Annotated in this window: 13 protein-coding genes; 6 read left to right on the forward strand and 7 right to left on the reverse strand. The window is 64.7% G+C overall.

What is annotated here, in order from left to right; genetic code table 11:
• Positions 1 to 11 precede the first annotated feature (11 nt).
• The 4 genes from J2W46_RS02880 to J2W46_RS02895 all read right to left on the reverse strand — a co-directional run bounded on the left by J2W46_RS02880 (position 12) and on the right by J2W46_RS02895 (position 4,393).
• The gene (locus tag J2W46_RS02880; RefSeq protein ID WP_087753394.1) at positions 12 to 1,127 is read right to left on the reverse strand and encodes a class 1 fructose-bisphosphatase; all 1,116 of its coding nucleotides are present in this window, start codon (positions 1,125 to 1,127) and stop codon (positions 12 to 14) included.
• A 25-nt stretch (positions 1,128 to 1,152) separates the two neighbouring features.
• On the reverse strand, positions 1,153 to 2,241 hold the full coding sequence (gene cbbX, locus J2W46_RS02885) for a CbbX protein (protein ID WP_310351135.1): 1,089 nt from the start codon (positions 2,239 to 2,241) through the stop codon (positions 1,153 to 1,155).
• A 114-nt stretch (positions 2,242 to 2,355) separates the two neighbouring features.
• On the reverse strand, positions 2,356 to 2,784 hold the full coding sequence (locus J2W46_RS02890; RefSeq protein ID WP_020066342.1) for a ribulose bisphosphate carboxylase small subunit: 429 nt from the start codon (positions 2,782 to 2,784) through the stop codon (positions 2,356 to 2,358).
• A 109-nt stretch (positions 2,785 to 2,893) separates the two neighbouring features.
• Positions 2,894 to 4,393 carry a ribulose-bisphosphate carboxylase large subunit gene (locus J2W46_RS02895; RefSeq protein WP_088173950.1) on the reverse strand — a complete coding sequence of 500 codons (1,500 nt, stop codon included), beginning with the start codon at positions 4,391 to 4,393 and terminating at the stop codon, positions 2,894 to 2,896.
• Between the two features lie 556 nt (positions 4,394 to 4,949).
• On the opposite strand from J2W46_RS02895, the gene pqqA reads away from it, so the two are divergent.
• From pqqA to J2W46_RS02910, 3 genes are all read left to right on the forward strand, one after another.
• Entirely contained in the window at positions 4,950 to 5,024 is a 75-nt protein-coding gene (gene pqqA / locus J2W46_RS02900; RefSeq protein WP_013342881.1) for a pyrroloquinoline quinone precursor peptide PqqA, read from the forward strand.
• A gap of 100 nt (positions 5,025 to 5,124) precedes the next feature.
• The gene (locus J2W46_RS02905) at positions 5,125 to 5,709 is read left to right on the forward strand and encodes a DUF447 domain-containing protein (protein ID WP_020066344.1); all 585 of its coding nucleotides are present in this window, start codon (positions 5,125 to 5,127) and stop codon (positions 5,707 to 5,709) included.
• A 54-nt stretch (positions 5,710 to 5,763) separates the two neighbouring features.
• Positions 5,764 to 6,507, forward strand: coding sequence for a (5-formylfuran-3-yl)methyl phosphate synthase (locus tag J2W46_RS02910; RefSeq protein ID WP_310351144.1), 744 nt, complete (start codon positions 5,764 to 5,766; stop codon positions 6,505 to 6,507).
• A 94-nt stretch (positions 6,508 to 6,601) separates the two neighbouring features.
• Here J2W46_RS02910 and J2W46_RS02915 read toward each other — a convergent pair whose 3' ends face one another.
• The 3 genes from J2W46_RS02915 to J2W46_RS02925 all read right to left on the reverse strand — a co-directional run bounded on the left by J2W46_RS02915 (position 6,602) and on the right by J2W46_RS02925 (position 9,569).
• The gene (locus tag J2W46_RS02915) at positions 6,602 to 7,192 is read right to left on the reverse strand and encodes an amino acid kinase family protein (RefSeq protein WP_020066346.1); all 591 of its coding nucleotides are present in this window, start codon (positions 7,190 to 7,192) and stop codon (positions 6,602 to 6,604) included.
• Positions 7,193 to 7,296: 104 nt separating this feature from the next.
• Positions 7,297 to 8,421 (reverse strand): hydantoinase/oxoprolinase family protein, encoded by a 1,125-nt coding sequence (locus J2W46_RS02920; RefSeq protein ID WP_310351146.1) that lies wholly within the window; start codon positions 8,419 to 8,421, stop codon positions 7,297 to 7,299.
• Entirely contained in the window at positions 8,418 to 9,569 is a 1,152-nt protein-coding gene (locus J2W46_RS02925; protein ID WP_310351148.1) for an ATP-grasp domain-containing protein, read from the reverse strand. The genes J2W46_RS02920 and J2W46_RS02925 overlap by 4 nt, the downstream gene beginning before the upstream one ends.
• Positions 9,570 to 9,582: 13 nt before the next feature.
• Here J2W46_RS02925 and J2W46_RS02930 point away from each other — a divergent pair, with 13 nt between their 5' ends.
• The 3 genes from J2W46_RS02930 (at position 9,583) to J2W46_RS02940 (ending at position 13,749) form a co-directional block, all read left to right on the forward strand.
• Positions 9,583 to 10,329, forward strand: coding sequence for a HisA/HisF-related TIM barrel protein (locus tag J2W46_RS02930; protein WP_204521719.1), 747 nt, complete (start codon positions 9,583 to 9,585; stop codon positions 10,327 to 10,329).
• Positions 10,330 to 10,633: 304 nt separating this feature from the next.
• Positions 10,634 to 12,052 (forward strand): molybdopterin-binding domain-containing protein, encoded by a 1,419-nt coding sequence (locus J2W46_RS02935; RefSeq protein WP_310351151.1) that lies wholly within the window; start codon positions 10,634 to 10,636, stop codon positions 12,050 to 12,052.
• Entirely contained in the window at positions 12,049 to 13,749 is a 1,701-nt protein-coding gene (locus tag J2W46_RS02940; protein WP_088173957.1) for a formylmethanofuran dehydrogenase subunit A, read from the forward strand. Before J2W46_RS02935 ends, J2W46_RS02940 begins: the two co-directional genes overlap by 4 nt.
• Positions 13,750 to 13,772 lie beyond the last annotated feature (23 nt).

Below are 13,772 nucleotides of genomic sequence, written 5' to 3' on the forward strand. Positions count from 1 at the left end.
GCGGCTCGCGCTCAGGCGGTGAAACCCGGCAGAAAAAGCGAGCGGCGGCCAAAGAGCGGCGACGTGAACGGCCGATCTTCGCCACGGTCGTATTCGCCGTGATAGCGGCCAATGCGCTCCACTTCGTTGCGCGAGCCGAGAATCACCGGTACGCGCCCATGCAGCGCATGCGGCACCACGTCGAGAATGCGCTCGCGGCCGGTGATGGAAAGGCCGCCAGCCTGCTCGACCAGAAAGCTCATCGGGTTGGCCTCATACAAGAGCCGCAGGCGTCCTTCCATGACCGGCGTTTTCGAGTCGCGCGGATACATGAACACGCCACCGCGCATCAGGATGCGATGCACCTCCGCGACCATCGAGGCAATCCAGCGCATGTTGAAGTCCTCCGTACGGCAACCCGTGCGGCCGTCCTTGCATTCCTGCACGTAGCGGCGCACGGGCGGCTCCCAGAAGCGTTCGTTCGACGCATTGATCGCGAACTCGGCGGTGTTCTCCGGAATGCGAATGTTCGAGTGCGTCAGCACGAAATTGCCGATCTCGCGCTCCAGCGTAAAACCATGCGTGCCGTTGCCGACCGAGAGCACGAGCATCGTCGAAGGGCCGTAAATCGCGTAGCCCGCCGCGACCTGCTCGCGGCCCGGCCTGAGAAACGCGGATTCGCCGACTGGTCGATCCATGTCGGCGGAACGCTCATCCACATTGCGCAGCACCGAAAAAATCGAACCGACCACGCCGTTGATGTCGATATTCGACGAGCCGTCGAGCGGATCGAACGCGAGCAGATAGTCGCCGCGTGGGTAACCTTGCGGAATGGTGTAGACGCTCTCCATTTCTTCGGAGGCCATCGCGGCAAGCAGCCCGTCCCACTCGCACTGCTGCACGAAGATTTCGTTGGTGGCGACGTCGAGCTTCTTCTGCTCCTCGCCATGTGTGTTGATGCTTTGCGCCGATCCGTAATTACCGCCGAGCGCCCCCTTGGTCAGCATCGCGGAGATCGACTTGATGGCCGCGGCTACGTCGATCAGCAGCGCGGATAGCCCCGCGTTCTGTGCCGTTCCCGCCGTGCAAGGCTGGCGGTCGAGCGTGTCGATGAGAAACTTCGAAAGGGTCGTGCGTCCGTCTTGCATGGCGATCTCCTGAGGTTGTTCTGTTTCAGCCTGGCGGGGCCGTCACGGCTCGCGACGCAGCGGCGCCCGACGCAGCGGCGCCCGGCTCATCCGCGCCCGACGGAAGAAAAGGCCCGGACGGCTCGGCGTTTTGCGCGAGCGGCTCGGCGAATACGCGGCTTGCGCGAATGTCTTCGGTCGTGATGAGTGTCAACGCGGCCGCGTCGATCGGCGCGCCGCCCTGCATCGCCGCGGCGAAAAGACGATTCGCCTGGCGCAGCCGCGAGCGGTCCAGCGCGTTGCGCACCGAGCGCGCATTGGCGAAATTCGGCTGACGGGTGCGCCGCGCGAGGTAATCCGCGAAAGCGCGCCGTGAATCGGCGTCGAAGCGGTAATTCAAGGTCGAGAGCATGCGCTCGGCAATGTCGAGCAGTTCGGCGTCGCCGTAATCGGGAAACGTGATGTGATGCGCAATGCGCGAGCGAAAACCCGGATTGCTTTCGAAGAACACTTCCATGCGCGACGCGTAGCCGGCGAGGATCACCACCAGATCGTCGCGCTGGTTTTCCATTGTCTGCAGCAGAATTTCTATGGCTTCCTGTCCGTAGTCCCGTTCGTTTTCGGGGCGATACAGGTAATACGCTTCGTCGATGAACAGCACGCCGCCCATCGCGCGCTTCAGCACATCGCGCGTTTTCGGCGCGGTATGGCCAATGTACTGGCCGACCAGATCGTCGCGCGTGACGGAGACGAGATGATTGCGGCGAATGTAGCCAAGCCGATGCAGCACCTCGGCCATGCGTAGTGCCACCGTCGTTTTGCCGGTGCCGGGATTGCCAGAGAAGCACATATGCAGCGTCGGCGCGCCGCTCGCGAGACCGAGCGATTCGCGCGCCCGTTCGACGAGCAGATGCGCGGCGATCTCGCGAATGCGCGTTTTCACCGGCGCGAGGCCGACGAGATCGCGGTCGAGTTCCGCGAGCACGTCGCCGATGCCGGAATCACGATAGAGCGCGGCGAGGTCGATATGCGGCGGCAACCCACGGCTCGCGTGCTTTGCCGCGTGGTCGTCCGGTGCGTCGTGCCCGGCTGCGGACGACGGTGCGTCGGCGTCAATAACGGCAGCTTCGGTCATGCTTTCTCCCTCCGGTCATCGCGCTTTAGTCGCGCTTTGGCCACGCATTGGCCACGCTTTCGCGGCACCTCCGCGGCACCTCCGCGGCACCTCATTACGCTCCCGTCGCCGCTATCAGCGCGCCGGGCCGTAGCGCTCGCCCGATGGCCTGTCGCTCGCGTAGCCCGACAACCCATATCGCTGCACACGCCCGGGTCCATCACTACGCGTAAGCCGGAAACCCGGCTCGTCATCGGGCCGGTTGACGATGAACGACAGCCGCATCGTCTCGAATCCGCGTACCGAGTCGAACGCGTTGACCTTGATGTAGTGCTGCGGCCGCGCGGCGCGGCACGCCTTCACTTCCTGCAGCACGCCGGCCGCATCGTGCAGGTCGAACATCGGCAGACCCCACATTTCCCAATACGTGTTGCGCGGATGCGGGTCATCGGTGAATTCGACGGAGCAGGCCCAGCCCTGGCCGAGCGCGTAGTCGATCTGCAAACCGATCTCTTCGTCCGTGAGTTCCGGCAAGAAAGAAAACGTGCCTTGTGTAATGCGCATGACGTACCTCGCGATTGATTGACTGCAACGTTCAGACGGCGCACACGGTCTCCCGCGCAGTGCGTCGGCACTGCTGCGAACCTGCACCAGGAGTCTTTCGATGCGCCGCTTATGCCGCGGTCGGCGTGGCGGCGAAATCCGGTGAATCGGTCGATGCGTAGTTGAAACTCACGTCGCGCCAGGTATCGAGCGCCTGCTTCAGCGGCCCGCACCAGCGCGCCGCGGCCTCCAGAATGTCCGGGCCTTCGTCACGAATATCGCGTCCTTCGTTACGCGCTTTCACCATCGCCTCGAGCGCGACCCGATTGGCGACGGCGCCCGCCTGAATGCCGCCAGGGTGCCCGATGGTGCCGCCGCCGAACTGCAGGATCGCGTCGTCGCCGAACAGGTCGAGCAGTTGATGCATCTGTCCCGCGTGAATGCCGCCCGAGGCCACCGGCATTACCTTGCGCAAGCCGGCCCACGGCTGCTCGAAGAATATGCCGCGCGACAGGTCGACTTCGTTGCGCGCCTCGCGGCACACGTTGTAAAAGCCCTGCACGGTCAGTGGATCGCCTTCGAGCTTGCCCACCGCCGTGCCCGCATGCGCATGGTCGACACCGGCCATGCGCAGCCACTTCGCGATCACGCGAAACGAAATGCCGTGATTGCGCTGACGCGTGTATGTGCTGTGCCCCGCCCGATGCAGATGCAGAATCATGTCGTTTCTGCGAGCCCAGCGCGACATCGACTGAATCGCGGTCCAGCCGATCACGAGGTCGATCATCACGATGCATGAACCCAGTTCCTTCGCAAATTCGGCGCGCTCATACATTTCCTCCATCGTGCCCGCCGTTACGTTCAGGTAGTGGCCCTTGACCTCGCCGGTCTCCGCTTGCGCGCGGTTCACCGCCTCCATGGAAAACAGAAAGCGGTCCCGCCAGTGCATGAAAGCCTGCGAGTTGATGTTCTCGTCGTCCTTCAGAAAATCGAGGCCGCCGCGCAAACCTTCGTACACGACGCGGCCATAGTTCTTGCCCGACAAACCGAGTTTGGGCTTGACAGTGGCGCCCAGCAGCGGACGGCCATACTTGTCGAGCCGCTCGCGTTCGACGACGATTCCCGTCGGCGGTCCCTGGAAGGTCTTCAGATAAGCAACAGGTATGCGCATGTCTTCGAGCCGCAGCGCTTTCAGCGGTTTGAAGCCGAATACGTTGCCAATGATCGACGCCGTCAGGTTCGCGATCGACCCTTCTTCGAACAGGTCGAGTTCATACGCGATGTACGCAAAGTACTGCGGCTCGGCCGCGTTCGACGCGGGCACCGGATCGACCCGATACGCCTTTGCGCGGTACATGTCGCACGCGGTCAACCGGTCGGTCCACACAACGGTCCATGTTGCCGTCGACGATTCGCCAGCCACGGCCGCCGCAGCCTCTTCCGGCTCGACGCCCGGTTGCGGCGTGATGCGAAAGAGTGCGATCACGTCCGTGTCTTTCGGCGTGTAATCCGGTTGCCAGTAGCCCATCTCGCGATACTTCATGACGCCGGCGGCATAGCGCTCGCGCGCATTGCCCGCATCGCGCGGCTTGTGCAGGGACTCGATCACCGGTTGACTGAAATCGTTCATGACGTATCCTCGATTGTGAACAGGCGCGCTGCCGGAAGAAAGAAGCGCTTGAGTGCACTGTAGGCAAGGACGTCATTGTTGAGAATTCACGATTTTATTTGGCAGACTTAATCGATCCGTTATCAATCGCATATCGTGGAGCGCGCTTTCGGCAAGTGCGAAGAAAGGAACCTGTTACCCACTCGTATGCAACCTGCTTCGGTGAGATCGCGGCGTAAGCATGAGGCCGGCTCCGCGCTCCTGAATGGCCACCGAAAGTGTGAAGTTGCATGCGCGCCGTATGTGACACGCGCATCAGGGTCTTTCGTGCGCGGTGGAACACTTTGCTGCATTATCGGAACAGTGCGCCGCGCCAGAAGCTCGTGCGGCGCCCATGCCGCGCGGGCCTGCCCGCCGCCGTTATTCGGCGAACGCTGTATTGCGGCGCGGCATAGGCTGCTCCAGTCTTCGTTGCCGGTCCGGCACGGAGCTTGCGTAGTCGATTACGCCAATGCAGTCCGGCAGTGTGTCGGGCCGACGGCGCAACGCTGTATCAACTCGATGGAGGAAGCACCTTATGCAATGGACGACTCCGAGCTACACCGATATGCGTTTTGGTTTCGAAATCACGATGTATATCGCTACGCGTTAAAGCCCGCATGGGCCGCGTGATGCGGCCCCTCTACGGATCGATTGTTAATCGTTAGCTGAACGGGCGGCCTAGAGCGCTGCCAGGACACGCGTTCCCATCCATGATTCACGAAACGATCGTCACTACGGCAGCGTGCGATGGCCGTCCTCATGTCGCGCCGATGGGAGCCCGTTACGAGGGCGAGTTCGTCATTCTCTCGCCGTTCCGTCCGTCCGTGACGCTCGACAATATCGTCGCCTCGCGCGCGGCGGTCCTCAATTTCACTACGGATGTCCGCATCTTTGCCGGCTGCGTCACGCATTGCGCGACCGATTGGCCGACGCTCGCCGCAAGCCATGTGGCGAGCGTGCGGCTCGCCGAGTCGCTTGCGCATGCCGAACTCGAACTCGATGAATTGCGTGACGACAACGAGCGCCCGGTACTGCGCATGAAATGCGTGTACCGCGAAACGCATGCGCCGTTCGCCGGTTTCAACCGCGCGCAGGCCGCCGTGGTGGAAGGCGCAATTCTCGTGAGCCGGCTCTTCATGCTGCCGGCCGACAAGGTCGATCGCGAAATGGCGTATCTGCAGATCGCCATCGACAAAACAGCCGGCGACGCCGAACGCACCGCGTGGGGCTGGCTCACCGCCGCGATCGCGCGGCACCGCGAACGTCTTGCATCGCCGGGTGGCCAGGCCGCCTGACACGTATTAGTTGCGTACCACTCGCGTTTTTCCCGCTTTTTTCGGAGAACACCGATGACCGCATTGCTTGCGAGCGTCCGCTCGTACGACGAAGCATTGGATGCCGCCCGCGCAGGCGCCGACCTGATCGACCTGAAGGAACCGCATGCGGGCGCGCTGGGCGGGCTCGATATCGGCGACATCGCGCGGATCGTGCGCGAGCTTCGCGCCCGTTATCCGGTCAAGCCGATTAGCGCGACGATCGGCGATTTGCCCGCGGATGCGCTGGATGAAATCGCCGCGCGCGTGATCGAAGTAAGCGACACGGGCGTCGATTACGTGAAAGTAGGTGTGACGCCTGGACCGGCCGCTCGCCGTTGCCTCGAACAACTGGCGAACCTGCCGGCGGCTGTCGTGCCGGTGTTGCTTTGCGATGGCGGCATGAACGGCGAGTTGGCCGCGCACGCGGCGTCGCTCGGTTTTGTCGGCGTGATGTTCGACACTTCCGCCAAAGACGGCAGCACGCTGTTCGATCATGTGGACACCGACACGCTCGGGCGATGGCTGCGACTCACGCGCGAACGAGGCGGAATGTGCGGCGTTGCCGGTTCGCTCGGCTGGGCGCAGCTGGAGCAGATTCGCGCGCTCGCGCCTGATGTGGCGGGTTTTCGGACCGCGTTGTGCGTCGACGGCAGGCGCTCGCGGCTCGATCCGCAGCGCGTTGCGCAATGGGCGGACGCATTGCATCGCGGCTCAGGCGATGTTGGCGCGGCCGGTATGGCGGCGGATCGGGCTGCGGCCGACGCGGTCCGCGTGTAGCACGCTGCATGGGCGGCATGACTGAATGCGCTCTATGCCCTAACCTCGGCTCGGCTAGATTGGCAAGCTCAACCGCCTCTGCGAGGCAGTTGAGTCAGATCACCGGCGTATTCAGCAACCGGTCGCGCATCAGTTCGACATTGTCCTTATTGAACAGCTCGACGACGTAGTTCGCCTCGTTCACGTAATCGACAAAGCTTCGATCTACCACGCCCGCGGCTGCAAGCGTCTCGAGCCGTTCGTTTCCCAAGATCGGGCAGGACTTCACGACGATCAGCCGCTCGGCGTTCAGCATCGTCGAGAGCCACGCGGCGAGGCTGTCGGAAGTTGTGTCCCAGTTGCTCATCGCGTCGGGCGTGTCGCGCATCAGCGCAGTCGGCACCCACACCGCGACGTGGCCGTCGCGCAGCGCGCGACGGATCTTCGCCTCGCTCGATGCGAGCACGAGTTCGGGCAAGACTCCTTGCATGAGGAGCGCGTATTGCGTCATGGCCAGCAAACACATGTTGTGCGCGGCGAGGTCGTCGAAGCTCCACTCGCTTTGATACTGCCGCACCTTGTCCGCGAAATCGCCGCCGCCCGGAACGATGACGACGCGCCCGCCCCCCACTTCGCATAGCTCGATGAGCCATTGGCGCAGCGCCGGCTCATGACTCAGGCTGCCCCCGATCTTGACCACCCACATGATCGTTGTCCTCGTTTGCGATTAACCTCGTTTGCTTGTCCGCTTGCCTGCTGGCCCGCCTGTTTGCTCTTTGCGCCCGCCTCCTCCGGATGTCTCGTGTGGGTTCATGCGGCGCGTGTAGCCGCATCGACGCTTCGAACGCCGCCGCCGGCCTGCGCATAGTGCATCGCCGCGAGTAGCCCTACCGCCACGCTCGGCGCACACGTCGCTATCCAGTCCGCCTGATCGGCCGCGCCTCCCGCGAGCGCGCCGAAATCCATATAGCCGCGCGCCTCTTCACGCGCGAGCGCCGCCGCCAGAAAGCGTCCGCAACCAGCGCCCACGAGCGGTGCGGCGGCAAGCTCGGGATGCGCCGCCGTCACGCGCGTCAGGTTGGCGCCGATCTCGCGCAGCTGCAGCTCGCGCCAACGCTGCGCGAACGCGCGCCATTCGGCGGGGCTCGCTTCATGCGCGTCGCGGCCGATCATCCGCGCGAGCCGCCTTCTGCTCGCGAGTTCGTCTTTCGGGCCGTTGTCGGCGCTCGGGTAAAGGTCGTATTGCGCCGCGAGTTCGCCGGTGAGGCGATAGACGTCTGCGGTGGTCGCGAACCATTCGTTCATCACGTTGACCGCCGCCCCGCCGAACTCGATGCGCTGCGCGATCCCGCACAACGGCGTGCGCACGACGCCCTGATAGACGAGTTCACCGGTCGCGAGCCGCCCGGCATCCGTCGATGCGCGCGCAACGACTCGCCCGTTCGCAAGCGGAATGATGTCGGTCGTCGTGCTGCCGATGTCGATCAGCAATGCATTCGGTATGCGCGTCGCTATCCAGCGAGCGGTCGCCAGCCAGTTCGCCGACGCGACGCTGCGCCAGCCGGCCGCGCAGGTCTGCGCCGTCAACCAGCCAGACTCGCCCGCATAGAAAGCGACGCGTGGCCCGAGCCGCTGCGCGAGCGCCGCTGCGATTGCCCGCACGCCTTGTGCGCGGTCCTCGAAAAGATCGACCATCTCGCCCGTCATCGTCACGGCGTGCCGCGCCGCGTAGGTTTTCGCGACCGGCCAGCGTTCGAACACGAGGTCGATGGTGCGTTCGAGATGTTCGAGCCCTTGCCACAACGGGCAAGCCCACTGCGCGACCTCGAGCACGACGCCGCTCGCATCGTTCATCGACACCTTGACGTGCGCGCCGCCGACGTCCCAGCCGAACACCGGCGCGGCGCTCACGGAGTTCATGCGCGGCGCGTTCATGGTCGAACTCTGCAAAGAGGCCGGGCGTCGTGGGCCCGCGCCGCCGCGGCCGTAGGTCGGTCGCCTGTTGCCGATTCGCCCGGCCCGCGCGATTCACCTGATTGGCCGGCTTCACGGGTTTCACCGGTTTCACCGGTGTCATCGGTTTTGCCCGGCTGAACGCGCACGCCATGCGCCACCAGCAAAGCCGCCGCGAGATTGCCCCCCAGTGCGGCGGAAAGGCTTGCATAAGCCACAGTGAGGCGCGGATTGACTTCGATGACGACCGGCCCACGCGACGGATGCCACACCACGTCGATGCCCGCAAAGCCGCGCAGCCCGGGCATCGCCGTCGCGACGCGTTTCGCAAGCTCGCGCAGCGCCTCGCCCTGCTCGCCCGCCGTGTCGATCTGATTGACCGCCACACCGTCGAATTCGACGATGCGCGCATGCTTCCCATGCGCCTTGCCTTCGCTCAGGCCAATCTGCTGCCGGTTGATGCTGACCAGTTCGACGCGCTCGCCATCGCAGATCAGAGAAAGACTGAGCGGCTCGCCGTCGACCCACTCCTGCAACACCGGGTTGCGCCCTTGCGCCGCGCGTGCGTCGAATTCGGCGCAAGCCTGCGCGAAATCGTCGAACAGGAATGTGTCGAGTCCGCCCGCGCCATCGTCGGGTTTGACGACCCATTTGTTGCCTGTGTGGGTCACCGCCTGGCCGGGTTCGATGGCCGGCGTGGTCGCGATGCCATGCGCCGCCAGACAGGCCGCCGTCGCGCTCTTGCTCGACGCGACGCGAATCGCCTCTTTCGCACAGCCGAGCCAGCGCGCCGCGCCGACCGCGTCGTACAGATGCAGCAGCAAGCCGTCGCATTCCGGCGCGATGATGCATGCGTAGTCGTGCTCGCGGGCCACGCGCGCGACGAAGGCCGTCATCGATTCACCGGGCGCGGCCATACAATGAGCCAACGCGGGATCGACGGTCTCGAAGCGCGAACTCGCGAAGCTGACCTGAACGCCGTCGAGTTCGCGCAGGTCCGCGACCAGCGCGTCGCGCATCACGCGGCCTTCTACGATCAGCGCGCTCAGGTCGGCGAGGCTGCCAGCTCCAGCAAGCGCGGGGTCGATGCCGCCGCCGGTGAGATACTCGAAGACAAAGATCTTGGTCAAAGGATGCGCCCCTATGCAGGTGATACCGGTTCTGGATCTGCTCGACGGCCACGTCGTTCGCGCCGTGCGCGGCGAACGGACTGCCTATCTGCCGATACGCTCGTCGCTGACGGCCACCAGCGAACCGCTTGCCGTCGCCCGCGCGCTGCTTGCTGCGAGCGGCGCGCGCACGCTCTATATCGCCGACCTTGGCGCCATCCTCCAACGGGGCGCTCACATTCAAACGCTCACTGCTCTGCGTGCGGCGCTGCCGGGCATCGACATCTGGCTCGACGCTGGCTACGCGGACTACGCTTCGATGCTCGCGCTCTTCGACCGTATCGACGCTGGCAGCAAGCCCGCGACCCACGATCTGGCGACGCTCGTGCCGGTGTTCGGCACCGAATCGCTGCAAGACCCGCAAGCCCTGCACGCCGCCGAAACCGCCGGGCTCTCGCCGCTACTCTCACTCGACCATCGCGCCGGTCAACTGCTGACAGCCGCAACACCTTCCGACATCTCGACACTCACGCCCGCGTCGTGGCCGCGAAGAGTGATCGCGATGACACTCGATCAGGTTGGCAGCTACGACGGCCCCGATCTCGCCACTTTCGAGCGTGTTCGCGCCACTGCTCCAGCCCATACAGACGTGATCGGCGCGGGCGGGATTCGCCATCGCGACGACATCGAGGCGGCGGCTCGCACCGGCGCAAGCGCGTGGCTCGTGGCCTCTGCGCTGCACGACGGCCACGTCGGCATGCCGCTCGCCGCATCCACGTAGGCGAGCAAAACAAGTTCCATGCCAATCGGTGAACGGGGTGTGGCGGTAAACAAACGGCAAGCTTTGTCGAGCTTTAAAGAGCCGCGCGTGACACTCTGCTCCAGAACGACACACAACCTGTGCGGTGCGTCAGACTTGCGCGGCCTGTGGTGACAAGGTCGCGAGCCCTCGGCCCTTGGTCGTGTCTCGCCCAGTCTCCGCGATCCAGCTAACGAGGGCTTGCATAGGCAGCCGGAGCGCTACGTGCCGCCGCTTACACTGTGCAGTCCAACGCATCGGCATGGAGCTTGCTAAATGTCGCCCCATGCACCTCTCGCCCACTGACCCGTCGACGACCATGCCTTCAGGCGCGGCCCACGTGCCCGCCGCGTCGATCACACGCGACTGGACCTGCCCGTTCTGTCCGCTGCTATGCGACGACCTTGCGATCGAATCGCGTGGCGACGCAACGCTCGCCGTGCAGAACACCGACTGCCCTCGCCTCTTGCAAGCGCTCGCGTGCTACGGCGCTGCCGATGAGCAGTGCGGTGCGAGCGTTGACGGACACGACGTGGAACTGGACGCAGCGCTTGCCAATGCAGCAAGGATTCTGTCGTCGGCCCGGCGTCCGCTGTTCGGCGGATTGACGACCGATGTGGCCGGCGCGCGTGCGTTGTACACGCTTGCTGCAGGCTGCGGCGCGATCCTCGACCATCAGCATGGCGATGCGATGAGCGCGGCCACGCTCGCCTTGCAGGACCGCGGCTCGTTTTTCACGACGCTTTCCGAAGTGCGCTCCCGCGCCGATCTGCTGATATTTTTCGGCTGTCAGCCGTCGCGCCGCTATCCGCGCTTCTTCGCCCGCACGATTGAAGGAACCGACACGGCGCGCGAACTGGTGTTCGTCGGCTGCGAGTCCGATCCGGCGGCAAGCCGCCTTGCAAACACGCGAGTCGAGTCGATCCTGCCGGACGCCGATCCGTTCGATACGCTCGCGCTGTGGTCCACCATCAGCGACGCGCGTGCGCCAAACGCATTCCCTGAAGACATTGCAGATGCCCAGAACTCGAAGCAGTCGCTCGACGTGTTGCAGGCGCTACAAGCTCGCATCGCGGCGGCGCGCTACACCGTATTCGTTTATGAACCCGCTTCGTTGCCCGGCCCGCATGCGGCACTGTTGATCGAAGCGCTGAACCGGATCGTCAAGGCGTCGAATCTGAAGTCGCGCGCGGGCGGCCTCGCGCTCGGCGGCGACGACGGCGCGCTGAGCGTCAACCAGACGGTCACGTGGCTGTCGGGGCTGCCGCTTCGCACGCGGGTCTCGAAGCCGGCACGCACCGCCGGCACGGCACCGCTCGATCACGATCCGTATCGCTATCGCACCGAAAGGCTGCTCGCGGATGGCGAAATCGACGCGCTGCTGTGGGTCGCCAGTTTCGCGCCGCCCGCATGGCCCGAAGCATTGTCTCAAAACCTGCCGACGATCGTGCTCGGCCACCCCGCTCTCGCGCAGACCGCGGCGGCGCGTGGCAAGGGCACCGTGTTCATTCCGGTCGCCACACCTGGCGTCGATAGCGGCGGGCATCTGTTCCGGGTCGACAGTTCGGTGGTGATGCCGCTCGCCGCCGCGCGCGGCGCGCCGCTTGCCACGGTCGCGACAGTGGCGGCGCAGCTTGCCGCGCGGATACCCACCAGCTTCCCGGCGCCTGGTCGCGCACCTTCCGCCGCGCAGGTGCGGCCATGACGCTGATCCGGCTCAAGGGCGGCACGGTTTTCGATCCAGCCAACGGCGTCGACGGCGAGCGCCGCGACCTGGCCATTCGCGACGGTCGCATCGTCGATGTACCTGCCAACGTCCCCGCCGACAACGAATACGACGCCACCGGCATGATCGTAATGGCGGGCGGCATCGACATGCATTCGCATATTGGCGGCGGCAAGACGAACCTGTCGCGCCTTCTGCTGCCCGAGGATCACCGCGACGACCCCGTGCGCGACGCAGCCTATGAGTCCGTGCAGGACGCGAACGGCCGCTATCTGAGGCTGCCTTCGTGCGGCGTCTGCGCGCCCGGCACGCTGGCAACCGGCTACCGTTACGCGGAAATGGGCTACACCGCAGCGTTCGAGCCAGCGATGATGCCGTCGAACGCGCGGCACACGCATCTGGAAATGGGCGACACGCCGATCATCGATCACGGCGCCTACGTGATGCTTGGCAACGACGAACTGTTCCTGCAGATGCTCGCCGCGCGCGACGACTTCGAGCGCCTGCGCGACTATGTCGGCTGGACGATCCATTCCAGCAAGGCGCTGGGCGTCAAGGTCGTGAACCCCGGCGGCATTTCCGCCTTCAAGTTCAACCAGCGCGCGTTGAATGTCGACGAACCGCACGTGCATTACGGCATCACGCCGCGCGACGTCCTGCACACGTTGACGCGCGCGCTGACCGAGTTGCGCGTGCCGCATCCGCTGCATGTGCATGCGAGCAATCTCGGCGTGCCCGGCAACATCGATTCGACCATCGCCACGATGGATGCCGCCGACGGTCTTCCCGTGCACCTCACTCATATTCAGTTTCACAGCTATGGCGTGGAAGGACCGCTGAAATTCTCGTCGGGCGCGCGCCAGATCGCGGAGGCCGTGAACGCGCGGCCGAACGTGTCGATCGACGTCGGCCAGATTATCTTCGGCCAGACCGTGACGGCCTCCGGCGACACGATGATGCAGTTCCGCAATGCGCCGCTCGCCCGGCCGCACAAGTGGGTGGTGGGCGATATCGAATGCGATGCCGGTTGCGGCGTGGTGCCGTTCCGCTATCGCGAGCAGAGCTACGTGAATGCATTGCAGTGGATCATCGGGCTGGAGATTTTTCTTCTCGTGGACGACCCGTGGCGCGTCGCCATGACCACCGATCATCCCAACGGCGGCCCCTTCACGAGCTATCCGCATCTGATCCGTCTCTTGATGGACAAATCGTTTCGCGACGAACAACTGGCGAAGCTCCATGCCGACGCGCAAGTGGCGAGTGCGTTACCGCAACTGACACGCGAGTTCTCGCTGTACGAGATCGCAATCATCACGCGTGCGGGACCGGCGCGCCTGCTCGGCTTGCGCGACCGCGGCCATCTCGGCGTGGGCGCCGCGGCGGACATTGCCGTCTATCGCGACGACCCGGACCGTGAACGGATGTTCACGTCGCCCGCTTACGTGTTCAAGGACGGCGAGCTGGTGGCGCGCGACGGCACGCTCGTCGCGACGCCGACGGGCGGCATCCACTTCGTGTCGCCGGAATTCGACCGGGGCATCGAGAAGCGGATACGCGCCTACAGCGAAAAAAATCTCGCGAGCAACTTCGCGCATGCGGCAATCAGCGACGACGAAATCTGCAACTGCTGCCGCGGCGGCAAGCTGCTGCCGGTCGAATGCTTTGCGCACGGTTGACATGGCTGACCTGAACAGCGACC

This window comes from Paraburkholderia strydomiana (genome assembly GCF_031456815.1).
GTDB lineage: Bacteria > Pseudomonadota > Gammaproteobacteria > Burkholderiales > Burkholderiaceae > Paraburkholderia > Paraburkholderia caledonica.